At 45.3% G+C, this 22,567-nt stretch carries 17 protein-coding genes and 3 tRNA genes; 16 read left to right on the top strand and 4 right to left on the bottom strand.

What is annotated here, in order from left to right; genetic code table 11:
• Positions 1 to 21 precede the first annotated feature (21 nt).
• The 3 genes from MHN00_RS00740 to MHN00_RS00730 all read left to right on the top strand — a co-directional run bounded on the left by MHN00_RS00740 (position 22) and on the right by MHN00_RS00730 (position 3,486).
• Positions 22 to 612, top strand: coding sequence for a DUF938 domain-containing protein (locus MHN00_RS00740; RefSeq protein ID WP_049588026.1), 591 nt, complete (start codon positions 22 to 24; stop codon positions 610 to 612).
• A 79-nt stretch (positions 613 to 691) separates the two neighbouring features.
• On the top strand, positions 692 to 976 hold the full coding sequence (locus tag MHN00_RS00735) for a pyrimidine/purine nucleoside phosphorylase (RefSeq protein WP_014948660.1): 285 nt from the start codon (positions 692 to 694) through the stop codon (positions 974 to 976).
• Between the two features lie 488 nt (positions 977 to 1,464).
• Positions 1,465 to 3,486, top strand: coding sequence for a methyl-accepting chemotaxis protein (locus MHN00_RS00730; protein ID WP_039224888.1), 2,022 nt, complete (start codon positions 1,465 to 1,467; stop codon positions 3,484 to 3,486).
• 135 nt (positions 3,487 to 3,621) lie between these two features.
• Here the strand turns inward: MHN00_RS00730 and MHN00_RS00725 are convergent, their stop codons facing one another.
• Both MHN00_RS00725 and MHN00_RS00720 read right to left on the bottom strand, forming a co-directional pair.
• Complete coding sequence (locus MHN00_RS00725) at positions 3,622 to 4,509, bottom strand: LysR family transcriptional regulator (RefSeq protein ID WP_039223024.1); 888 nt, start codon at positions 4,507 to 4,509, stop codon at positions 3,622 to 3,624.
• Between the two features lie 17 nt (positions 4,510 to 4,526).
• Entirely contained in the window at positions 4,527 to 5,495 is a 969-nt protein-coding gene (locus tag MHN00_RS00720) for a hydrogen peroxide-inducible genes activator (RefSeq protein ID WP_014948663.1), read from the bottom strand.
• Between the two features lie 158 nt (positions 5,496 to 5,653).
• Between MHN00_RS00720 and MHN00_RS00715 the strand changes: the two genes are divergently transcribed.
• The 4 genes from MHN00_RS00715 to betI all read left to right on the top strand — a co-directional run bounded on the left by MHN00_RS00715 (position 5,654) and on the right by betI (position 11,282).
• Positions 5,654 to 6,307 carry a carbonic anhydrase gene (locus MHN00_RS00715; RefSeq protein WP_014948664.1) on the top strand — a complete coding sequence of 218 codons (654 nt, stop codon included), beginning with the start codon at positions 5,654 to 5,656 and terminating at the stop codon, positions 6,305 to 6,307.
• 11 nt (positions 6,308 to 6,318) lie between these two features.
• Positions 6,319 to 7,956 (top strand): SulP family inorganic anion transporter, encoded by a 1,638-nt coding sequence (locus MHN00_RS00710; RefSeq protein WP_014948665.1) that lies wholly within the window; start codon positions 6,319 to 6,321, stop codon positions 7,954 to 7,956.
• Positions 7,957 to 8,209: 253 nt separating this feature from the next.
• Positions 8,210 to 10,633, top strand: a complete 2,424-nt coding sequence (locus MHN00_RS00705; RefSeq protein WP_014948666.1) for a TonB-dependent receptor — start codon at positions 8,210 to 8,212, stop codon at positions 10,631 to 10,633.
• 73 nt (positions 10,634 to 10,706) lie between these two features.
• Complete coding sequence (gene betI, locus MHN00_RS00700; RefSeq protein WP_272492344.1) at positions 10,707 to 11,282, top strand: transcriptional regulator BetI; 576 nt, start codon at positions 10,707 to 10,709, stop codon at positions 11,280 to 11,282.
• Positions 11,283 to 11,510: 228 nt separating this feature from the next.
• On the opposite strand, the gene MHN00_RS00695 is transcribed toward betI, so the two are convergent.
• Both MHN00_RS00695 and MHN00_RS00690 read right to left on the bottom strand, forming a co-directional pair.
• Positions 11,511 to 13,586, bottom strand: coding sequence for a M13 family metallopeptidase (locus tag MHN00_RS00695; protein ID WP_110287704.1), 2,076 nt, complete (start codon positions 13,584 to 13,586; stop codon positions 11,511 to 11,513).
• The gene (locus MHN00_RS00690; RefSeq protein WP_239299882.1) at positions 13,576 to 14,901 is read right to left on the bottom strand and encodes a GNAT family N-acetyltransferase; all 1,326 of its coding nucleotides are present in this window, start codon (positions 14,899 to 14,901) and stop codon (positions 13,576 to 13,578) included. The genes MHN00_RS00695 and MHN00_RS00690 overlap by 11 nt, the downstream gene beginning before the upstream one ends.
• A gap of 118 nt (positions 14,902 to 15,019) precedes the next feature.
• Here MHN00_RS00690 and MHN00_RS00685 point away from each other — a divergent pair, with 118 nt between their 5' ends.
• The 9 genes from MHN00_RS00685 to oadA all read left to right on the top strand — a co-directional run bounded on the left by MHN00_RS00685 (position 15,020) and on the right by oadA (position 22,565).
• Positions 15,020 to 15,478, top strand: a complete 459-nt coding sequence (locus tag MHN00_RS00685) for a regulatory protein RecX (protein WP_239299880.1) — start codon at positions 15,020 to 15,022, stop codon at positions 15,476 to 15,478.
• Between the two features lie 297 nt (positions 15,479 to 15,775).
• A complete protein-coding gene (gene alaS / locus MHN00_RS00680; protein ID WP_014948671.1) occupies positions 15,776 to 18,373 on the top strand; it encodes an alanine--tRNA ligase in 2,598 nt (865 codons plus the stop codon).
• Positions 18,374 to 18,507: 134 nt separating this feature from the next.
• On the top strand, positions 18,508 to 18,699 hold the full coding sequence (gene csrA / locus MHN00_RS00675) for a carbon storage regulator CsrA (protein ID WP_012517705.1): 192 nt from the start codon (positions 18,508 to 18,510) through the stop codon (positions 18,697 to 18,699).
• A gap of 565 nt (positions 18,700 to 19,264) precedes the next feature.
• Positions 19,265 to 19,356, top strand: a tRNA-Ser gene (locus MHN00_RS00670).
• 37 nt (positions 19,357 to 19,393) lie between these two features.
• Positions 19,394 to 19,470, top strand: a tRNA-Arg gene (locus tag MHN00_RS00665).
• A 53-nt stretch (positions 19,471 to 19,523) separates the two neighbouring features.
• Positions 19,524 to 19,600: transfer RNA gene (locus MHN00_RS00660), tRNA-Arg, on the top strand.
• A 141-nt stretch (positions 19,601 to 19,741) separates the two neighbouring features.
• Complete coding sequence (locus MHN00_RS00655) at positions 19,742 to 20,218, top strand: acyl-CoA thioesterase (RefSeq protein WP_039223004.1); 477 nt, start codon at positions 19,742 to 19,744, stop codon at positions 20,216 to 20,218.
• A gap of 219 nt (positions 20,219 to 20,437) precedes the next feature.
• On the top strand, positions 20,438 to 20,725 hold the full coding sequence (locus tag MHN00_RS00650; RefSeq protein WP_041693403.1) for an OadG family transporter subunit: 288 nt from the start codon (positions 20,438 to 20,440) through the stop codon (positions 20,723 to 20,725).
• 19 nt (positions 20,726 to 20,744) lie between these two features.
• Complete coding sequence (gene oadA, locus MHN00_RS00645; protein WP_239299878.1) at positions 20,745 to 22,565, top strand: sodium-extruding oxaloacetate decarboxylase subunit alpha; 1,821 nt, start codon at positions 20,745 to 20,747, stop codon at positions 22,563 to 22,565.
• The last annotated feature ends 2 nt before the right edge of the window (positions 22,566 to 22,567 follow it).

Raw genomic sequence — 22,567 nt, 5'->3', positions numbered from 1 at the left:
CTGATTAGGCAGGTAACGTGTATGCAAATCGAAAAGCCTTTTAGTCAGGCTTGTGAGAACAACAAGCGCGCCATTTTGAGCGTGCTTGAACGTAAATTTGCCAATTGCCGACAGGTATTAGAGATAGGGAGTGGAACAGGTCAGCACGCCGTATTTTTGGCTGAGCATTTGCCCCATCTTATTTGGCACACAAGCGATCAACCACACTATCACGAAGGTATTGCCGCGTGGCTGAGTGATTCAAATACGCGGAATGTGAAACCTCCCATAGCATTTACCGTTGGGCAAGATGACTTTCCCAACCTCGACATAGACGGGATTTTTACGGCAAACACCGCGCATATCATGCAAAAAGAAGAGGCGAAGCTACTAATGGAATCAGTAGCGTTGCACTTACCCAAAGGGGGCGTATTCTGTCAGTATGGCCCTTTTACACATAGTGGTAAGTTTACTTCTGAAAGTAACCAAGCCTTCCATACTTCGCTTTTAGCGCGTGGTTATGGTGGCTACCGCGATATCAATGAGCTTACTGCTTGGGCAGGCGAGTTAAGCTTGCAAGAAATAATCGACATGCCCGCCAATAACCATATGCTTATTTGGCAAAAACGCTAAAGAAGTGTCAAGGCTGCAGCACTTTGCTTTAAAAACAGTTAAAGCAAAGAAAGTCAGCACTCACATCAAAGGAGTAACTATGAGCTTTAAAGTAAACCATTATTTCGACAATAAAGTGAGCTCGATTGGGTTTGAATCTGCAAACGGCCCCTGTACCTCGGGCGTGATGTCGCCGGGTGAATATACATTTTCTACATCACAAAAAGAGCTAATGAAAGTGGTTGAAGGTGAGCTAGTTGTGAAGCTTCCGGGAAGTGACGAATGGCAATCTTTTGCTACAGGTACCAGCTTTAATGTACCCGCCGATGCTTCTTTTGACGTAAAAGTGTCTACGCCTACCGCTTATCTTTGCTTTTACAGCTAATTCTTAAAAGCGCTTAATTCACTCTGTATTTAAACTTTCGTAGAATTGACTTTCAGAGGTTGTAAAATTTCTCTGTATATCTCAAAGTATTAGAAGTGCAAGCGAGCTCGGCTCACTTGCGCTTTTATACTAATAAAACTAAACCTGAAATGTGTGCGAATTATCAGGGCCTGTTGACCTTTGATGTACGAATTTTGGTCTAAATGGAAGCCTTTTAATCGCGAAACAGTCCTGCAAGCCTAGTGGGCTAAGTTAAAGGGCTGTGACAAAGAGTAAAAGGCTTCCATAACGACCCCTTCGGGCAGCGCCTTTGTGCCATCTATACTGCGTTGAATGTTTTCGACTTAGAACCACGAAACCGTCAAACATCCGCCTTGTCTAGATGGCACAAAGACCGCTGCAAAAACGTACTAAAAAGGTCAACAGGCCCTAGTGCTGGAATACACTTTTCACACGTTGTGGCGTTTAGTAAACAATGAGAAGTACAAATGAAATCCATATCACTCCAAAAAAAGTTCATGCTTATCGTTGGCGGTAGCATAGCTTTGATGTTACTCATTACGGCGTTTTTCTTAGTCAATACCGTTGCAGATAACACCCGCAGTCGCGTAGAAAAAGAGCTTAAATCCTTAGTTGCACGTGAGGCTAATGACGTTGAAGGCTTCTTCGCAACCTATGGCGGCGTTGCTAGAGCATTCCTAAGTAGTCCTTTTCTACAAGATTTTTTTACACGCCATAACACGCGAGGGGCGCCCGAAAGCCAACTGACTCAATCCAAAGATATCTATGCCACGTTTGAGGGCATCAGCAGTCAAGATCCCATTATTAAATCGGCGTTCTTTGGTTCAGCTAAGACGGGTGAATACTTCTATGAAGAGGGCCGAGTCGGCGTCGACACTTCGGGTCCTGATGCTGGCAATCCTAACGCGGGTTACTTTGCAACCAAGCGTCCGTGGTTTACTACTGCCGTTGAAAAAGGAAAGCTATATGTAACGCCTCCTGCTGTCGATTCCCAAGATGGAAGCGTATCTGCAGTAGTACAAACCCCGATATACAAAAATGGAGCGTTACTAGGCGTTGGCGGTGTCGATATTCTTATTAGCACGGTGGGTAAGGTCATAGATGCCATTCGTTATGAAGAACAAGGCACGGCGTTTTTACTCGATGAAAACCAAAACATTGTTTACTTTCCAAAACAGAGCAAAGCGTTGCCACTAAGCTCCTCTATTCGCAACTTTGACAGCGTGTTTGATAGCACTGAAGGGTTTGGCAAGTTGGCAAGTAATATAGCGGCTAATGAATCTGGTATTGTGCACGTAACCTGGAAGGGGGAAGACTATGTTGCGGTTTTTGAGCACGCTCAGTTAACTAACCCACAAATGAATTGGTCGCTGGGCATTCTTATCCCTGCAAGCATCATTGATAGCCCTATAAATAATGCAATTACTACGGCAATTATCGTCGCCTTTGTGATTATTGGATTAATAGCGCTTATTACTTATTTTGCGAGTGCTAAAGTCACTCAACCTTTGGTCGAAATGCGCAACGCAATGGCGGAAATAGCGCATGGCGACGGCGACTTAACCAAGCGTCTGGAAGTTAAGAGCAACGACGAAATCGGTGCGCTTGCCATAGAGTTTAATACCTTTACCGATAAACTAAGATCATTGCTAAAAGATACTGCCGTTAACACTAAGGCTGTTTCTGATGCAGCGGATCACCTTCGAGATGTGAGTCACGCGACTAGCAAGGAAATTAACCAAGAGCGTAGTCAGGTGGACAATGTGTCTACGGCAGTCACGCAGATGGCTGCTACCGTCGTTGAAATTTCAAAAAATGCGGCACAGTCCAGTGACGCCGCGACTAAAGCAGATGAATTGGTACAAGCCGGCAGTGAGCAAGTGCAAGATGCCATGAGGGAAATTCGCGCGCTGGCTGACGCCATCAGTCAGGGTGTTGAAGTTGTGGGCGGATTGAGCAAAGAGTCAGATAGCATCGGTGCTGTAGTCGATGTAATTAACAGCATTGCTGAACAAACTAATTTACTGGCATTAAACGCAGCCATTGAAGCGGCGAGAGCCGGTGAACAGGGGCGCGGCTTTGCCGTTGTTGCAGATGAAGTTCGCTCATTAGCAAGTCGTACACAAGAATCGACGACTGATATACGAAAAATGGTAGAGCGATTGCAGGCGATGTCTGAGCAGACCAACAGTGTTATGCAGGAAGGACAAACCCGTTCTCAATCTGGTGTCGATAAGACAGAGAAAGTGGTCGAAACGCTTAAAGACATTACCCAGTCTATAGGTTTGGTTCACGAGCAAAGTACTCACATAGCACTGGCGACCGAGCAGCAAACGGAGGTGGCGCAAGATATTAATAAGTCGCTCGTAGCTATCACTGGTTTAAGTGATAAAACTAGTCAGCATGCAGAAGAGTTAGCTGTGGAAGCTACGCAGTTAAGTGCCGTCTCTGGTGACTTAAAAGAATTGGTGGGGCAGTTTAAAATTTAGCGCCATTCATACCGTTAACCGCGCCTAATGCGCGACAGTCTTTAATTAGAGCGTTGTCGCTTGCCAACATTGTTGGCAAGCGAATTATTTTATTCCCTAGTTTGACATAAGTTTCCGAAATACAGTTTGGAAAACCTATGGCTTGTGCGTTTGCGAAAGGGCAATGAAATCATCTACAAACCCCAATACGTCCTGCGCTTTTCTATGACCCAAGTACAGCGTTTTTGATACGCCTTGTTCACCTAGCGACCGACAAGTCAGGAGATCGCTTTCTTTTGATTCATCAATTAACCATTTAGGTAGCGCAGTAACACCACGTCCCGCTGCTACCATTTGTAAGATGATCTCTGTGGTTTCAATCGTTTTATGTTGCCTCACTGTGCAATTGGCAGGAGTAAGAAAATGCGTGAATACGTCCAGTCGACTGAGTTCTACGGGGTAGGTGATAAGGGTCTCATTGCTTAAGTCTTTCGGTGTAACAAATGGTTTCTCTGCCAAAGGGTGGTGCTTATCCATTACCAACACTTGTTCATATTCGAACACTGGCGTGTAGGTAATGGTTTCAAGTGAAAGAGGGTCTGGCGTGAGCAATATATCAATATCGTACCCGTGAAGCGCTTGTAAACCGCCAAAAGAGAACGCGCGGCGTACATCTACATCAACATCTGGAAAGGCTTTCAAAAAAGGCGCCACTACCTTGAGCAACCATTCAAAACACGGGTAGCACTCCATTCCAATACGTAATATGCCCTGTTTACCATCGGCGAATCTGCGTAATTGGGCTTCAGTATGCTCAAACTGGGGTAAAACTCGGTGAGCTAAGCCCAATACACTCTGACCCGCCTGAGTCAGCGTTAGTCTTCTGCCGTCTTTTTTCCAAAGCGGTACGTCAAAATGGGCTTCCAACTTTTTCATTGCGTGACTTAACGCTGACTGGGTTAGAAAAAGCGATTTTGCCGCTTCTGTCATCGTGCCTTCAGCATCTATCGCTCTTACTATTCGTAAATGTTGTCTATCAATCATAATAAATTACAACCAGTTTAACGTTTTTGAAGAGGGCTTGGGGCAGCACTGACTATAGTCACGGCGTCCGACAGGCGAGTTTCAATTATCTCTTTTATGATAATTGATATTTCTCTAAAGGTCTTTCGTCCAGGCGCAGTGTTTCTCCACGCTAATGAGTGCTGACGCTCAATAGGCATATCGGCAATCTCACACACGTGTAATGCTTCAGGCTTGTGCAACTCAGAATGAATATAAAGCCCGGGTAGGAAGGCTACACCCATGCCCATTACCACCATTTGACGCAAAGTATCTAGGCTGGTGCCCTCATAATCTCGCTGTAAATCTGCCCCAATCTCATCGCAAATGCGCTGCACTTGATGATGAAAGTGATGTCGGTCTTCGAGTGTTAACACTTTCTCGCCGCTTATTTCTTCTGGCTTAACATAGGCTTTTCCTGACAATTTGTGATCAGAAGGCGTGACGAATTTTAAAGGCTCTTTGAAGAGTGGTTGCGTGATCAATTGAGAGTTCTCGCCCGAAAGTGGGGAAAGAATTAGGTCATATTCACCACGCAGTAGACCGTGTTGCAATGCGTTAGGGGCGCCTTCTCGAACATAGAAGCGCAAGCCGGGCTTCCGCTTGTGTAGATCTGGTAGCACAAAGGGAAGTAAATAAGGCCCTAGTGTTGGCGGTATCCCTAACCGGTAGGTTACAACTTCACCCTCGGACAAGTCTCGTGCAATTTCGCTGAACCGTTGAGAGGCCTGCAGCACCTCTTCCGCTGCATCAAGCAAGGCTTTACCTTGGGGAGATAACAGCGTCCCTGTGCGTGAACGTTCAAAAAGCGTTAGCCCTAAGAGGTTTTCTAGCGCACTGATCTGACTGGTCAGAGTAGGCTGACTAATTCCCAGTATTCCCGCTGCTTGCCTGAAGCTTAGGTATTTAGCCACTGCAACAAAATAGCGGATTTGGTTAATTGACGGGGTCTTTCCGTTGAATTGCATGGTGAAAATGGCTCTCTCTTACTATGCTTATGGGTAGTGTTACGTAAGCAGTGATAGTATTTAGCTATCGCGAGTTAGTATATTAAACTATTAATCTATCAGGTGAAACTGGCGTAATTACATAATCATTACAATTATTAAAAAATTGGGAGTTATATATGGATCACGTTATCTCAGGTGTTGCCAAATTCCAGAAAGAAGTTTACCCAAACAAAAAAGCTACGTTTCAAAAACTAGCTACTGGGCAGAACCCTGAAGTGCTTTTCATTACGTGCTCTGATTCACGTATCGACCCGAACTTAGTAACACAAACTGATCCGGGTGAGCTATTTATCTGCCGTAATGCGGGCAACATCGTACCTCCTCACAGCAACCAAACTGGTGGCATGACAGCGTCTATTGAGTTTGCAGTTGCTGCACTGGGCGTTTCTCACATTGTTATTTGTGGCCATACTGACTGTGGTGCAATGAAAGGCGCCATCAACCCTGAAGGCTTAAGTGCGCTTCCGCATGTAAAAGAGTGGCTAGGTCATTGCCGTGTTGCAACTGAAGTTGTTAAAGAGCGCTGTGGCCATTCAGACCTTTCTATTGACGACCTAGAAGCGGTAACGAAAGAGAACGTTGTTCAGCAAATTCAGCACCTTCGCACTCACCCTGCTGTTGCTGCAAAAATTGCAACAGGTCAGGTTAAACTTCACGGATGGGTTTATAACATTGGTTCAGGTGAAGTGCTTTACTACAACACTGAGTCTGGTGAATTTGATGTAATGGACGAGTCTACTGCCGAAGCACAACTTGCTCGCGGTGAATAAGGTCTATAACTATGGTAAAAATTAACCTTTCAAACCTACGAGGCGATTTTACCGGCGGTTTAACAGCCGGTATCGTTGCTTTACCACTGGCGCTTGCACTTGGTGTAGCGTCAGGCTTAGGCCCAATGGCGGGTCTGTACGGTGCTATTGCGGTTGGCTTCTTTGCCGCACTTTTCGGTGGTACACCAGCACAGATTTCTGGTCCAACGGGGCCTATGGTTGTTGTTCTTGCAGGCTTGTTCGCAAGTCTGTCAGGCGACGCCAGCCTTATATTCACAGCTGTGATATTGGCCGGTATATTCCAGATTGTTTTTGGTGTCCTTGGTGTTGGCCAATACATTCGCCTGGTGCCTTACCCGGTAATATCGGGCTTTATGTCGGGCATCGGTGCAATCATCATCATTCTTCAAATCGGCCGCTTACTGGGTCATGAGCCGCCAGGCGGAACAATCGGCGCATTGACATACTTGCCAACCGCGCTTGCCGATATTGATTTTGCAACCTTAGCGTTAGGCCTTGGTACCTTGGTTATTGCCTACAAATGGCCACCGCAATTAGGCAAGTATGTGCCTGGCGCACTGGCTGCACTTATCATTGGCACGCTTGTAAGTTTAGCGTTGTCTGTGCCAATTCTTGGTGATATCCCGACGGGTTTACCTAGCCTTCACCTTCCAGTATTTGACCAAAGCAAAGCACTGCTTATTCTTGAAGCCGCGTTTATTCTAGCTGTGCTGGGAGCCATCGATAGTCTACTTACATCTCTTGTTGCTGATAACATGACGCGTACCCGTCACGATAGTAACAAAGAGCTAATCGGCCAAGGTATTGGTAATACATTTGCTGGTCTTATCGGCGGTATCGCAGGTGCAGGCGCAACGATGCGTACTGTTGTAAATATCCGTAGCGGTGGTAAATACAACATATCAGGCATGGTACACGCGCTAGTTCTTCTAGCAATTGTGTTAGGTCTTAGCCCGCTAGCAGCGCAAATTCCTCACGCTGTTCTTGCTGGTATCTTGGTTAAAGTTGGCTTAGATATCATCGACTGGAGTTACTTGAAGCGCGCTCACAAAGGCCCACGTTGGGACTTCGGCCTAATGATTATGGTGCTTGCGCTAACGGTATTTGTAGATCTGATCACAGCAGTTGGTGTTGGCGTGGTATTCGCAGCATTAGCTTACGTTAAGCAAATCGCACAGCTGCAAATTGAAGAGCTTAAGAAAATCCCTGAGTCGTTAAACGACCCTAAAGAAAATGAGCTATTGGAATCTCTTAAAGACAAAGTATCAATCTTTAGTTTTGGCGGGCCACTAAGCTTTGGTGCGGCTGCCGATTTGGGCCACCACGTTCGTGAGCGTGTGAAACCGGGTTCTAAAGTCACCATTTTAGATTTCTCGCGCGTTCCACTTATGGATGTTTCTGCTGCGATGGCAGTTGATACAGTTACCTCAGATGCACTAGCGGCAGGTCGTCAGCTGGTTATTTGTGGTGCTAATGCAGAAGTCAATAAGGTGCTTGAGGGCGTAAACGAAGCGCACCCAGGTATCCCCAACTTTGACACGCTACACGACGCCTTGCTTTACGCAGAAAAGCAAGTAGCCGGGACTGAAAGCAAAAACACCCGTTTTCAAGCCGCAACGCAGTCGTGAAGTAATATCAAGGTAAGATAAACCTTTCCCTTTTGGCCCTCCTTAGTGAGGGCTTTTTTGTGTCTGTTAGGCAAAGATTTCTTTGCTAAATTTCTGGGTCCGTTTATAGCTGATGCGTGTTTACTTGGATGTCATTGAGTAAACAAACATGGAAAATGTTTTATTAATTGATTGTTCAATTAAACTTAACGCTACTGTAACAATTCCTCCCTAGAGTAGTGAGTAAACATTACACAACTACTTTGGGAAACACATGAAAACACACAATAAACTCTCGTTAGCTGTACTTGCAGCACTTTCGTCTATGACTACACCTACAGTGGCGTGGGCAGAGGAAGCAGAGCGTGCTGACGAAGAGCGCATAGAAGAAATTACCGTTGTTGGGCGAAGCGTTTCTTACGCGAATAACGCAACGAGCGACGATATGTTTAAACAACAGGCTAATCTTAGCAGTGTGTTAGCCGCGGTTGATAACCTGCCGGGTGTGCTTATTAACGAAGGTGATACCTTTGGGGCTGATGACTGGTCAACGTCTATTGTTATTCGTGGCTTTCAAGTAAACCTAAACGAGCAGCAAATTGGCATGACGGTAGATGGCATCGCCAACGGTAACTCGAATTACGGTGGTGGCGCGAAAGCGAATCGCTATATCGATACCGAAAACGTAAAAGGCGTTGAAGTTTCTCAGGGTACAGCGGATATCGCTTCCCGTTCACACGAAGCTTTGGGCGGCACACTGAATTTCACCACCATTAACCCGTCTGCGGAGCAGGGCTTAATAACCAGTGTAACTGCGGGTTCATTTGATGCGTCAAAATACTATGTACGCTACGAAACAGGCGAAATCTTTAAAGATACTTACGCGTGGATAAGCCTTTCAAGTCAAGAAAGTTCTGACTTTATGCAGCAGGCAGCAGAGAACACCCGTGATCATTTAGCCATGAAGTTTATCTCTACCGTTAACGACGTGTCTCTTACAGGTTACCTGTCTTACGACGATACCCACGAAGATAACTACCAGCGCATATACGGGCTGGCGCAATATGAACAAAATCCAGATTGGGACCAGTTAACTGACGAGTGGACAGGCGTGCCTTATCAAGATCAGGCGTATCGTCGAGGTTGGTCTACCCTACGCGAAAACCTTTTCGCTTATTTACAGGCTGACTTTACTATTGGCCAGGTCGATTTTATGACCAACGTGTATTATCACGACAATGAAGGACGCGGCGAATGGGTTCCCCCCTATATTGTTGATATCACTGATGACGGAGCAGAAGGGCACTCAGAGCTTATTGTTGGAAATACGGTATTCGGTGGAGAGGAGCTGGGACAAATCTACTTTGTTGATAGACAAGGCAACCAGCTAAGCCCTATTGAGGGTTGTCAAAGCTCACTGACCTTCCCTTATGGTGGTGCAGGTGCAGAATATGACCCAGGCTGTCATGCGCAAGGCGCTATTCCCGTGGGCTCATATCGTCACACCCATTATGATAAAGAGCGTTTTGGCATTAATGCTGATGCTGTGTGGTACACCAAAATTGGTGATTTTGATAATACCGTACGTTTTGGTATTTGGTGGGAAGACTATGAGCGTGGCGAGTCTCGCGATTGGCATAAAATTACCAACTCGTCTATTAGCGTCGATTATGACAACGTGCCTTACTGGGTGCAGTACGACAGAACCTTCCCAGTTGATACCTTGATGTACTATGTGGAAGATGAGCTTGATCTAGGCTTTGCCCGCATTCGCGCTGGTGCCAAGAAGTTTAACGTAGATATCGAGAAAACGGACAACTTTGATTCAGCCAACAACTTAGCGGTGAATACTGACTCAGATACCTTATTCTCAGCCGGTATCGTTGCACCTTTACCCATTGAAGGAGTGGAAGTTTTCGCAGGTTACGGTGAGAACTTTGCGGCAATCAAAGATGCACAACTAGAGCGCAACGATACTGACCTTCGCTTTATAAAGCCAGAAACCGCTGACAACATCGACGTAGGTTTCCGCTACTCTTCACCTGGCTTCAATGCCAGCGTGACTTACTACAATATTGAGTTTAACGACCGTATTCAATTTACCAGTAACGAAACCTCAGAGGGCATAGACTTTCTTGAAGCGGCCGCGGGTGGATACAAAAACGTGGGCGGTATTGAGTCTAGCGGTTTTGAAATTTCAGCAGACATTATGCTAACCGAAGAGTTCTCGTTGTTCACTTCTATTACCTTAAGCGAGTCAGAATATGTTGCGACGGTAGGTAGTTCAGGTACGCAATACGATACACTTGACGATGCGCTGGCAGCCATCGCTGATCCTGAAAACCCTGAAGTGTCACTGGTAGCTATTGAAGGTAATACGGTTATCGGTACGCCTGACACTATGGCGGTAATTAGCCTTGATTGGGCACGCGATAACTACTTTGCAGGCCTGTCTACCAAGTACGTTGATAGCCGCTACCTGGATATTGATAATGCAGCACAAGTTGATGACTATATCGTTAGCGACTTCTATATTGGCGGCTTTATCGAAAACATTGGTTCAGGTGCTGAAGAGCTAGAAGTGCGTTTAACAGTAAACAACCTGTTTGATGAAGACTATGCGTCTACTATTGCACCAGGTGCATTTTGGATTGGCGCACCTCGCGCTGTTGCAGTCAACGCACGCTTAACCTTTTAATCGTGATATCATGCTTGCGGCGGCATTGTGCTGTCGCAGGTTATTTTTTAGATTTAAGGTTTGGAGTTGTAGCATGCCCAAGGTGGGAATGGAGCCAGTTCGCAAGAAGCAATTAATAGAAGCAACGCTAGAAGTGATGGCAGAAGTTGGCTATCACGGTACAACGATTAGCTTGATTAGCAAAAGAGCTGGGCTTTCTTCAGGGATAATCAGTCACTATTTTGGTGACAAGCAAGGTTTAATTGAAGCAACGATGCGCCACCTTCTCGATGCGCTAAAAATTACGCAGCGTATTGACGCTCCCCTAGAGCGGATTGATTTCATTATTGAAAATAACTTTTCACAAACGCAAGGGGCGAGTTCCGCCACCAATACCTGGTTTAACTTCTGGGCGTTGTCACTACACAACGAAGGCTTGCATCGTTTGCAGTGTATTAACCACAAACGCTTAGAGCGTAATTTAGCGTTTAGTTACCGCAAGCTACTTAAACCTGAGCAGGTCAAAAACGCCGCTGCGTCTACCGCTGCATTAATTGATGGGTATTGGCTTCGTTATTCCATGGGCAGTGTGGGTAACGGTGATTTTTCAGAAGCTGTAGCCCGTTGTAAGCAATACGTTCGCGATTTAGTTGCCCAATACGGAAGATAAATAAGCAAACGAAAGTTAAACAAGTACTCGCGGCTGGCGTATAAGTACCACTGATCGAATACTGATTAGAAAAATAAAAAGGGCGGTTCGAGATAAGTCGAACCGCCCTTTTTAATTATCTACACTTTCTAAATGAGCTATGCGGACTGGTATTAGCTGGCGCCAGATACAAATCGCTATCCGGCGCGAGAAGCTAGCATGTGCTCACTAAGAGCTTAACTCAATGAGTTACCAAATTCTCACGCGCTCTTCTGGCGCAAGATAAAGTGCATCACCTGGTTTCACGTCAAACGCTTCATACCATGCATCATGGTTTCTTGGAGCTTGTGCACGATAACGACCAGGCGCGTGTGTACCTGCGCGAAGTTGATTCAGCATGCTTTCTTCAGTGCGTTTTTCTTTCCACACTTGTGCCCATGCAAGGAAGAAACGCTGATCGCCTGTTAGGCCGTCAATTACCGGCGCTTCTTTGCCGTTAAGGCTAAGTTTGTAGGCGTGGTAAGCCATGGCTAGACCACCCACGTCACCAATGTTTTCACCCAAGCTGTTGCGACCATTTACGAAGTTACCTTCGATAGGCTCGTACTGGCTGTATTGCTCGGCTAGCATATCCGCTTTTTCTTCAAACGCTGCGCGGTCAGCATCGGTCCACCAATTGCGCTGAATACCGTTTGCATCTGACTTCGAGCCTTGATCGTCAAAACCATGTCCCATTTCGTGACCAATTACCGCACCGATTGCACCGTAGTTAACTGCTGCGTCGGCGTTTGGATCAAAGAATGGTGGTTGCAAAATAGCCGCTGGGAATACAATTTCGTTGAACGAGCTATTGTAGTAGGCGTTAACGCGCTGCGGTGTCATACCCCAGCGATTGCGATCCGTTTTCTCTAGCTCACGTTCTACCGATTGGTCTTGGAAGAATGTGCGTAGGTTTCGAACATTGCCTACTAAGTCTTTGTCGCTGATGGTTACGCCGTCGAAAGACTGCCATTCGTCTGGGTAGCCAATTTTAGGGTTAAATGCCATTAGCTTTTCTTTGGCATTTACCTTGGTTTCTTCGCTCATCCAGTCTAGGTTTTCAATACGCTCACCTAGTGCTGTACGCAAGTTTTCAACCAGCTCTGCCATCTGCTCTTTTGAGCTTTCTGGGAAGTATTCGTTTACGTAGATCTTGCCGATAGCAAAACCAAGTGACTCAGTACCAGACATTTGGCTCACTGCGCGTTTCCAACGAGGACGAGGCTCTTGCTGACCGCTTAGTGTACGACCAAAGAAGTCAAAGTTGGCTAGGTAGATATCTTCAGAAAGGAAATCCGCATTGTTTGAAATAGTGTGATATTTCAAGTACGACTTCCAATCAGCGAGATCAGCTTCGTTAATAATTTTAATAACGTCTTTTACTGGCTCAGGCTGTGTAATATTTAGCTCAGGTACCTTATAACCGGTTTGAGCAAAATACGTATCCCAATCAAAGCCAGGGTACTCGTCAGACAGCTTGCTACGTTCAATCTGGTTAAGAGTAAGATCGCGGTCACGGCGTTTTTCGCGAGGCCACTGAATTTCTGCAATTTGTGTTTCAAGGGCAAGAATGTTCGCCGCTTTTTCAGCTGCGTTTTCTTCGCCTGCAAAATTTAGCATCTGCTCGATGTGCGCTACATAAGCTTCACGAATTTTAACAAAACGTTCGCTATCGCTCAGGTAGTAGTCGCGATCAGGAAGGCCTAAACCACCAACACCAACACTTAATTGGTATTCATTTGGGTCAAGGCGGTTGTACCACATACCGCCGCCAATTGGCGTGGTTGAGCCTACTAACCAGCTGTTACCAAATGCTTTGGTTAGGTCAGTTTTGTTTTCAATGCTATCGATAGACGTGAGTACGTCTTTAATTGGCTCAATACCTTTTTCGTTGATGGTATCTGTATCCATATAAGCAACGAAAAAGTCGTGAACAAGCTTCTCTTCTGCATTTAGTGAAGACTTTTCCATTAGCCCATCAATGATGTTTTTAACTTGCTCTTCACTACGCTCTGCAAGACCCGTAAACGCGCCGTAGCGAGTTTTGTCAGCGGGCAGCTCGTAGTTGTCGTACCATGTACCGCTCGCGTACATGAAGAAGTCATCACCAGGTTTTACCGCTTCATTGCGAGCGGTCAAGTCTACGCCAAAAGAGCCTAGTTCCGCTTCGCCCTTCATTTCTGGCGCTTCAACATTGCTGGTTTGTTCTTGGGCTTGTTCAGGCTGACCGCAACCAGCAAGTCCCAAAGATGCCGTAATCGCTACGGCAAGAAGTTTATATTTCATCGTTTTTCTCGTTGTGATTATAAGTGTCGTCGTTAGGTGCAGTGACACTCGTTGTTTTTAAAGTAGGCACAAATTCCTTGTTAAACGGTAAAGCATTCCGTGCCTGATTAAAATAGCTTGCGATATGTGGCGTTTCTCGCTGTAAAAAGTCTGCTACAGCAGTGTGAAACGACGGATGTTGTAATTTGTGATGAGAACGGCAATAAATGGGCTCGAAGCCTCGAAGTATTTTATGTTCACCTTGGGTGCCGGGATTAAAAAGCGATAGCTTTTTCTCAATGGCGAATTCAATGCCTTCAAAATAACAGCAGGCAAAATGTAGCCCGTCTATTTCTTTCAGTGCTCCCCAGTATCTGCCATACAGTCCTGTCTCATCATAGAAAAAGAGGGCGCTGGCTACTGCTACCTCATTCTCTATTGCCGTCACTATAAGCATGTTATCGCTCATGCTCTCGACTAGCTGCTCGAAGAACGCATCGTTCAAATATCCCACGTGACCGCTTCGTTTTAAATAGGTTGCTTTGTAACACTTTGTGAAAAACTGCAGTGTCTCTGGACTAATCTCATTGCCAGTATGATGGGTAAAGCGGACGCCTTGCTCGTTCAGTTTACGTCGACTTTTCTTGATATCTTTTCTTTTGCGGGAGGTAAGCGCGTTAAGAAAATCGTCGAAATCACCATAACCGTAGTTATGCCACTGAAACTGAACTGCGTATCGGGTCAGGTAGTGGTTGGGAATACTGGGTTGAACTTTGAATTGGTCATTAGGCAAATCAGCGGCTAATGCACTGGCCTCAGGCTCGCCTTTACCAATAAGTTGAGCCGAGGTGCTTTCATTGGGAAATAGCCAATGAAAAGAAGATAAAGCCTCACCAAATACGGACTCTACATACGCTGTCAATGTATTTTCCAGTTCACTTAAAAGTGACGGAGTAAGCGCAATATGTCCATCAGAAAGTAGTCTAGAGCCTGTTACGGGGGTAAAGGGGATGGCCGATATCCATTTAGGATAATAGTCGAGACCGTGCTGTGCATAAGCATTAGCCCATGCGTGGTCAAACACGTATTCACCGTAGCTGTGAGTTTTCAGGTAGCCGGGAATAACAAGATTTGCAGCCTCATGCTGACCTTTCGCTATAGCAATATGGCAAGGCTGCCACCCAGATTCATTGCTGCACGAGCCGCTGCGTTCTAGCGCATGTAAAAATTCATAAGAAACGAAAGGACCCGATTCTTTTGCGAGGTATTGCCAGCGCTCTTTAGAGATCTGTTCAATCGAATCTATTATTGTTATGCGATAGTTGGATGCTGTCATGCAGTTTACATCATGTAGAGGTTAAGTGCGTAAAACGCTAGATAGTCGCAATGTACGAGTAATTAACGCTAAAATAACGCGGTTTCTACGTTTAATACAGAAGAGTAAGTTTACAAAAATGTCAGAGTTCGACCGAAAAATCATTACCGACGCGATTACTCGCATGCTGGCACGACGAGAGCATAGCTTTAACGAGATTATGCGAAAGTTGCAGCAGAAGGGAATAGCGAGTGATGCTTTCATGCCTATTCTGGAGGAATTCAAAGATGCTGATATCCAAAGCGATGCTAGATTTGCAGAAAGCCGAGCTCGCGCACTGTATTTAAAAGGGAAGGGACCCCGCGCAATTAAATTAGACTTACAGCAATACGGTGTAGATGAAAATACTGCAGAACACGCAATGAGAGAGATTGACGCTGACTGGTTTGAAAGTGCTAAAAAAGTAAAAGAGAAAAAGTTTGGCGAGTTTTATGAAAACGAATTCGCGTTGAGACAAAAGCAGAAACAATTTCTTCAATATCGTGGCTTTTACCAAGATCACATTGAATATGCGGTAAGCGCAAACGAATCTAGCTAAAACGGCTGGTTTACGCTCATGTTGACCGACAAATAGATGCCGTTGGCGATTCGTTTTATGAATACTGGCTATTTTCGTCTACTTAAAGTGAAATTTGAGCCTATCTTCTCCCCGTTACACTTAACAAAATTGCGTTATCCATGGTATTGTTGCGCAAATTTGTGTGCATTTTAATTATCCAGAGAATTATAGCGAGGATAAGCGTATTGCGTATTCGCAAACTGCCCCGATTATAAAGCTCATTAGAACAGGCAAATCGCACGTTTCAAAAATAGAATAAAGGAAGTTAGGTTTTCAATGACATTATCAACTGCTGACTTACGTAACAAGTTTATCGATTATTTTAAAAGCCATGGCCACCAAGCGGTGGCGAGCTCGTCACTGGTTCCGGCAGATGATCCCACACTTCTTTTTACTAACGCGGGCATGAACCAGTTTAAAGACTGTTTTTTAGGTGCGGAAAAACGCAGCTATACCCGTGCGGTATCGTCACAGCGCTGCGTTCGCGCAGGTGGTAAGCATAACGACCTTGAGAACGTGGGTTACACTGCGCGTCACCATACCTTTTTTGAAATGCTGGGTAACTTCAGCTTTGGCGATTATTTCAAAAAAGAAGCGATAGAGTTTGCGTGGAATTTCCTTACCAAAGAAATTGGTTTGCCAAAAGAAAAGCTCTTAGTCACCGTTTATTCTGAAGATGACGAAGCTTTCGACATCTGGGAAAACCATATTGGTGTTCCAAAAGAAAAGATTATTCGCATTAGTACGTCAGATAACTTCTGGTCTATGGGCGATACCGGTCCATGTGGTCCTTGTTCTGAAATCTTTTACGATCACGGTGCGCACATTTGGGGAGGTCCTCCGGGAACACCAGAAGAAGACGGCGACCGCTTTATCGAAATTTGGAACCTGGTATTTATGCAGTTTAACAAACAAGCTGACGGTACCATGGAGCCACTCCCTAAGCCTTCAATCGATACCGGTATGGGCCTAGAACGTATTTCCGCTATCTTGCAGAACGTGCACAGCAACTACGAAATCGACCTTTTCCAAAACTTGATCAAATCGGCAGCATCAATTGTTGGAAGCGAAGATTTAGAAAATAAATCGCTACGGGTTATCGCCGATCACATTCGTTCGTGCAGCTTCTTAATTTGCGATGGCGTTATGCCATCAAATGAAGGGCGCGGATACGTATTACGTCGCATTATTCGTCGCGCTGTTCGCCACGGCTATCAGCTTGGCGCAAACGATATCTTCTTCTACAAGCTTGTGGCATCACTTGCAAAAGAAATGGGTGAAGCATACCCCGAACTTGTAGACCAGCTACCGGTAATTGAAAAAGTACTGCGTGTTGAAGAAGAGCAGTTTAGCAAAACGTTAGCCCGTGGTATGGCTATTCTAAACGATACACTAGAAACTCTAGAAGGCGACACAGTGCCGGGTGACGTAGTGTTCAAGCTTTACGACACCTATGGTTTCCCTACTGACTTAACCAATGATGTAGCACGTGAGCACGACCTTAAGATTGACGAAGAAGGTTTTGAAGCTGCTATGCAAGCACAGCGTGCCCGTGCACAGCAGGCTAGCAACTTTGGTGCAGACTACAATAGTAAACTCGCCATTGACCACACAACCTCATTTACTGGGTACACCGATGTAGAAGGCCAGGCGAATGTGGTTGAACTTATTGCCGACAATGCGTTTGTTGAGAAGCTTGAAGACGGTCAAGAAGGCGTTGTGGTATTAGACAGCACACCGTTCTACGCTGAAAGTGGTGGTCAGGCTGGAGATAAAGGTGTGCTTCGCGTGGCAAACGGTGAATTCATCGTTACCGACACCCAAAAAATGGGTAATGCGTTTGCACACAAAGGTATTGCTAAAGGTTCGGTATCTAAAGGTGATACGGCAACCGCAGCGATTGATGCAGCAAATCGTGAAGCCATTAAAAAGAACCACAGCGCAACGCATTTACTTCATGCAGCACTGCGTGAAATTTTAGGTGAGCACGTAACTCAGAAAGGTTCATTGGTTGAAGCGCCGCGCATGCGTTTTGACTTCTCGCATTTTGAGGCAGTAACGGCTGAGCAACTTGCTGAGATTGAAAGACGAGTTAACCAAGAAATACGTGCAAACCACACGTTAGCAACTGAACTAATGGATTTGGATGAAGCCAAAGCATCAGGCGCAATGGCGCTATTTGGTGAAAAGTACGACGAAAAAGTTCGCGTGGTAACCATGGGGCCATTCTCTGTTGAGCTATGTGGTGGTACTCACGTTACACGTACTGGTGATATTGGCTTGTTTAAAATTACCAGTGAAGCGGGTATTGCATCGGGCGTTCGACGTATCGAAGCAGTTACTGGCGAGCATGCACTTGAAGTCGTGCAAACCCAACAAGCGACACTGTCTTCATTGTCTGCGTTATTGAAAACAGACAGCCAAAATGTACTTGATCGCGTAGTTTCTCTACAAAATCAGACTAAAGAATTAGAAAAAGCACTCAATTCTGCGAAACAAAAACTGGCGAGTCAGCAAGGTGCTGATATGCTTAGTAATGCAGTAGAGATAAATGGCGTTAAAGTTCTTATTGCGAATTTGGAAGGTGTTGAAGCGAAGTCATTGCGTTCAATGATGGATGACATTAAAAACCGAATTGGTGAAGGGATCGTAGTATTAGGTGTGGCTAATGACGCGAAAGTGAATCTTATTGCTGGCGTTACTAAAAACCTCACTAGTAAAGTTAAAGCGGGCGAGCTAGTTAACTTTGTTGCATCACAAGTAGGTGGCAAAGGGGGCGGTCGTCCAGATATGGCACAGGCAGGCGGTGACCAGCCTGAAAACTTGGGCCAGGCGCTAGATTCGGTTAACGCTTGGTTACAAGATAAGCTATAATTATTTTTGTGTATAACAGTGAGTTTTTGAAGTGACGCAGAAACATGGAATCACTGTCGCTTCCATCGGGTCGTGCCGATGGGTTGGCAAATCTTAATGGATGATGTTCAGTATTAAGGAACAGGAGCAAGCGAATGCTTATTTTGACTCGTCGAGTTGGTGAAACGCTTATGGTTGGTGACGATGTAACCGTTACCGTACTAGGTGTAAAAGGGAATCAGGTACGTATCGGTGTGAATGCACCAAAAGAAGTTTCTGTGCACCGTGAAGAGATATACATGCGCATTCAAGCAGAAAAAGGCGGTCAGCCAGGCTCTGCAGAATAATTGCATTATACGCTTCATTGGAAAAGGTCAGCTTACGCTGGCCTTTTTTGTTTTAAGTGAGTAAATCTTATCGGGCTTTAGCGCAAGTCTATTGTTTCTGTTCTATTTCGCCAGAAATGACGTTGTGATGTCTCGCGCTAACGACCAAGTTAAGTCTCTGGGTCGTGCACAGCTTTTTTCTAGCACAATGCCTTCTGGGTGGACGATTTTTAAATCGAGACATTAACCGCTTTATCTGAGATTTTGGAGCGCTTTTAAATAACTTAAGTAAGTAATACGAATCAGCGTACTTGGTTATGAACAAATAAATTCAAAACTTTTTGATATTATTTTTGAAAAATTGACTAAATTATTAAGGCGGGTCAGTTAAAACTGCAATGAAGCTGCGCATGTTCAAATGCAAATTAACGAGCATCGTTAAATAAAATTCGGTTTAATTGCTTGTATTGCGAACAAATTACTGGTTTTTTGCTCGAATCGTTTAAAATGGCAGCGGGTGAACAATTTCTTTATAAAAAAGGTTTGACTCAGGCCAATGAATCCGTAAAATGCACCCCGCAGTCAAGGAGAGGTGGGTGAGTGGCTGAAACCAGTTCCCTGCTAAGGAACCATACGCATATACGCGTATCGAGGGTTCGAATCCCTCCCTCTCCGCCATTATTCGTTGGCAGTGACGGCCAACAACAAGTTTTGCGCGTGTGTAGCTCAGCTGGATAGAGTACCTGGCTACGAACCAGGCGGTCGGAGGTTCGAATCCTTCCACACGCGCCACTTATTTTAAAGCGTCACCTTTTGATGTAAAATTCAAAAGTACACAAGTTTACGCGTGTGTAGCTCAGCTGGATAGAGTACCTGGCTACGAACCAGGCGGTCGGAGGTTCGAATCCTTCCACACGCGCCACATTGAAAAACCCACCTTTTTAGGTGGGTTTTTTCATTTCTACTCCTTTTATTTTTGTTCTCTCCACTTTCGTCTAAGCGCGCTGTTCAAAATTTAAGCTAAACTTAATATGTCTAACAGCAGTAAAGCGCGAGGTACGCTATGGCACATCCATCTACTACTTTTCGATTTTTAGCAGAACCTACCGACGTAAACTTTGGCGGTAACGTTCACGGTGGCATTGTAATGAAATGGATTGACCAAGCAGCCTATGCCTGTGCCGCGCAGTGGTCCAAATGTTACTGCGTCACGGTGTCTGCCAATGGCATACGTTTCATAAAACCTATAAAAGTAGGTCAGCTAGTTGAGATAACCGCATCGTTGGTACACACTGGAGCGTCAAGTATGCATATCTATGTTGTGGTTAAATCGGGCGACGCCACGGAAAACACTACGTCTGTCGCAAATCGCTGTTTTATAACTTTTATGGCGGTGGACTGTGAGGGAAGCCCAGTAAATGTGCCTGCTTACGTACCCGAGGATGAACGACATATGCAGCTAGAATTAGTGGCGATGCATGCGAAAGATTTCGCTAAACAGCTAGACAGTGACTTTACGGAAAATATAGGCTTTCATTAAGGCGTGAGTATAAATGAACGTAAACGTAGATTGCTGGCATCGGCAACGCTTATGCTAATTCCTAAAATATACTTTTGTTGCAAATTTATTAAAGAATAATGCATTAAGTTTCATTTTGGCGGGTTTTATTCATTTTAAAGTGGTTTTTTATGCTGCTTTGTTGTGTTTTGAAAAACCACGTGATACTTATTCAGGTACGAAATAACAACAGGTTTGAATATGAATTCGGGATCCGTCGCTAGCCTGCTCTTTGAAGCAGCTTCTCTTATGCTTATAGGAATGGTATTTGTTTTCTCATTCTTAGGGCTTCTTATTGTGGGTATTCATCTCATTGCCCGATTTTGTGAAGCTTTTCCCGGTGAAACAGCAGAGCCTTCAGCTCATTTAAAAGGGCCTTCAGCTAATTTGAGTCGAAACAATCAAGCGGTACAACCAGGAATAGACGGAAACGTTATCGCAGCTATTTCTGCCGCAATTCATACCCATCGCCAAAATTCTAAAAAATAAAGCCTAATCAGGAGTTACCATGTCTAAGCCTCTGGCCCTTACCGAGCTGGTTCTGCGTGATGCCCACCAATCCCTTCTTGCTACGCGCATGCGTATTGAAGATATGCTTCCCATAGCGGAAAAACTAGATAAAGCTGGCTTTTGGTCAGTTGAATCTTGGGGTGGTGCTACATTTGATGCCTGTATTCGTTATTTAGGGGAAGACCCTTGGGAGCGCATCAGAAAGCTAAAAGCAGCCATGCCTAACACGAAACAGCAAATGCTGTTGCGTGGTCAAAACCTATTGGGTTACCGCCATTATGCTGACGATGTTGTCACTCGCTTTGTAGAGCGTGCTCACGAAAGTGGCGTAGATGTATTTAGAATTTTTGATGCCATGAATGACATTAGGAATTTGAAAACCGCAATAAAAGCGACCATAGACAGTGGCGCTCACGCGCAAGGGACAATTTCTTATACGGTAAGCCCTGTGCACAATCTTAAGCTTTGGCTCGAAATGGCGAAACAGCTTGAAGACCTAGGGGTTCATTCTATCTGCGTAAAAGATATGGCTGGGCTTTTAAAACCGTACGAGTGCGAGGCATTGATTACCGGATTAAAAGAAACGGTTGATGTACCAATTGCCATGCAGTGCCATGCCACAACAGGGTTGAGTACGGCGACGTATCAAAAAGCTATCGATGCCGGTATTGATATGCTGGACACGGCTATTTCTTCAATGAGCATGACTTATGGCCATAGCGCAACTGAGACCATGGTTTCTATCGTAGAAGGTACTGAGCGCGATACGGGCATTTCATTGCCTGAGCTTGAAGACATTGCCAGTTACTTCAGGGAAGTAAGAAAGAAATACAGCAAGTTCGAAGGCAGTCTCAAAGGGGTAGATGCACGTATTCTTTTGGCTCAAGTACCGGGCGGAATGCTAACCAACATGGAAAGTCAGCTTAAAGAGCAGGGCGCTGAAGGTAAATTCGAAGAAGTGTTAAAAGAAATTCCACGGGTAAGGGAAGATCTTGGGTTCATTCCTCTTGTTACGCCAACCTCACAAATCGTGGGCACGCAGTCAGTGCTTAACGTACTCACCGGCGAGCGTTACAAAAGCATTACAAAAGAAACTGCAGGCGTTCTTAAAGGTGAATATGGCGCTACCGCAGCACCAGTAAACAAGGAGTTGCAGGCGCGTGTGCTTGATGGCGCAGAGCCCGTGACATGTCGCCCTGCTGACAATATTGCACCAGAGCTGGATACACTGAGTAAAGAGCTTGATGAACTGGCTGAGAAAAAGCAACTATCGCTGTCAGACGATAAAATTGATGATGTTTTGACTTATGCCTTATTCCCGCAGATAGGCCTAAAGTTTATCGAAAACCGCGGCAACCCTGATGCGTTTGAACCTGCACCTAGCGCGCAAGAGTCGCAAAGCTCGAGTGCGACTAAGCCTGCTGAAGCCAAGTCAAGCTCACAAGGGGCTACCGCGAGTGAAACTTACGACGTAAACGTAGATGGAAGAGTGTATCGCGTAGAAGTGGCACCTTCAGGTACGCTGACGAGCGTTACACCTGCTAGTGGCTCTCAGACGCAAGCACAGCCTCAAACCAACAGCGCTGCGCCATCAGACTCTAACTCTTCTCAGTCTATTGATGCACCGCTTGCAGGTAACGTGTTCAAAATCTTGGTGAGAAACGGCGACAGCGTGTCAGAAGGCGATGTGGTGATGATCCTTGAAGCCATGAAAATGGAGACAGAGATCCGCTCCGCATACACCGGTACGGTCACCGACATTACTGTTAGTGAAGGCGATGCCGTAACCAGTGGTCAACCGTTAATCTTATTGGGGTAGTA

Source organism: Alteromonas sp. Cnat2-8 (genome assembly GCF_022348355.1).
Taxonomy (GTDB): domain Bacteria; phylum Pseudomonadota; class Gammaproteobacteria; order Enterobacterales; family Alteromonadaceae; genus Alteromonas; species Alteromonas macleodii.
Note: the sequence above shows the minus strand (reverse complement) of the source record. Positions and strands in the feature narration are given on the sequence as shown.

What these genes read in the sequence shown, in the direction of transcription:
- MHN00_RS00740 (WP_049588026.1), top strand. Translation starts at nt 22, where the DNA reads ATGCAAATCGAAAAGCCTTTTAGTCAGGCTTGTGAGAACAACAAGCGC.
- MHN00_RS00735 (WP_014948660.1), top strand. Translation starts at nt 692, where the DNA reads ATGAGCTTTAAAGTAAACCATTATTTCGACAATAAAGTGAGCTCGATT.
- MHN00_RS00730 (WP_039224888.1), top strand. Translation starts at nt 1,465, where the DNA reads ATGAAATCCATATCACTCCAAAAAAAGTTCATGCTTATCGTTGGCGGT.
- MHN00_RS00725 (WP_039223024.1), bottom strand. Translation starts at nt 4,509, where the DNA reads ATGATTGATAGACAACATTTACGAATAGTAAGAGCGATAGATGCTGAA.
- MHN00_RS00720 (WP_014948663.1), bottom strand. Translation starts at nt 5,495, where the DNA reads ATGCAATTCAACGGAAAGACCCCGTCAATTAACCAAATCCGCTATTTT.
- MHN00_RS00715 (WP_014948664.1), top strand. Translation starts at nt 5,654, where the DNA reads ATGGATCACGTTATCTCAGGTGTTGCCAAATTCCAGAAAGAAGTTTAC.
- MHN00_RS00710 (WP_014948665.1), top strand. Translation starts at nt 6,319, where the DNA reads ATGGTAAAAATTAACCTTTCAAACCTACGAGGCGATTTTACCGGCGGT.
- MHN00_RS00705 (WP_014948666.1), top strand. Translation starts at nt 8,210, where the DNA reads ATGAAAACACACAATAAACTCTCGTTAGCTGTACTTGCAGCACTTTCG.
- betI (WP_272492344.1), top strand. Translation starts at nt 10,707, where the DNA reads ATGCCCAAGGTGGGAATGGAGCCAGTTCGCAAGAAGCAATTAATAGAA.
- MHN00_RS00695 (WP_110287704.1), bottom strand. Translation starts at nt 13,586, where the DNA reads ATGAAATATAAACTTCTTGCCGTAGCGATTACGGCATCTTTGGGACTT.
- MHN00_RS00690 (WP_239299882.1), bottom strand. Translation starts at nt 14,901, where the DNA reads ATGACAGCATCCAACTATCGCATAACAATAATAGATTCGATTGAACAG.
- MHN00_RS00685 (WP_239299880.1), top strand. Translation starts at nt 15,020, where the DNA reads ATGTCAGAGTTCGACCGAAAAATCATTACCGACGCGATTACTCGCATG.
- alaS (WP_014948671.1), top strand. Translation starts at nt 15,776, where the DNA reads ATGACATTATCAACTGCTGACTTACGTAACAAGTTTATCGATTATTTT.
- csrA (WP_012517705.1), top strand. Translation starts at nt 18,508, where the DNA reads ATGCTTATTTTGACTCGTCGAGTTGGTGAAACGCTTATGGTTGGTGAC.
- MHN00_RS00655 (WP_039223004.1), top strand. Translation starts at nt 19,742, where the DNA reads ATGGCACATCCATCTACTACTTTTCGATTTTTAGCAGAACCTACCGAC.
- MHN00_RS00650 (WP_041693403.1), top strand. Translation starts at nt 20,438, where the DNA reads ATGAATTCGGGATCCGTCGCTAGCCTGCTCTTTGAAGCAGCTTCTCTT.
- oadA (WP_239299878.1), top strand. Translation starts at nt 20,745, where the DNA reads ATGTCTAAGCCTCTGGCCCTTACCGAGCTGGTTCTGCGTGATGCCCAC.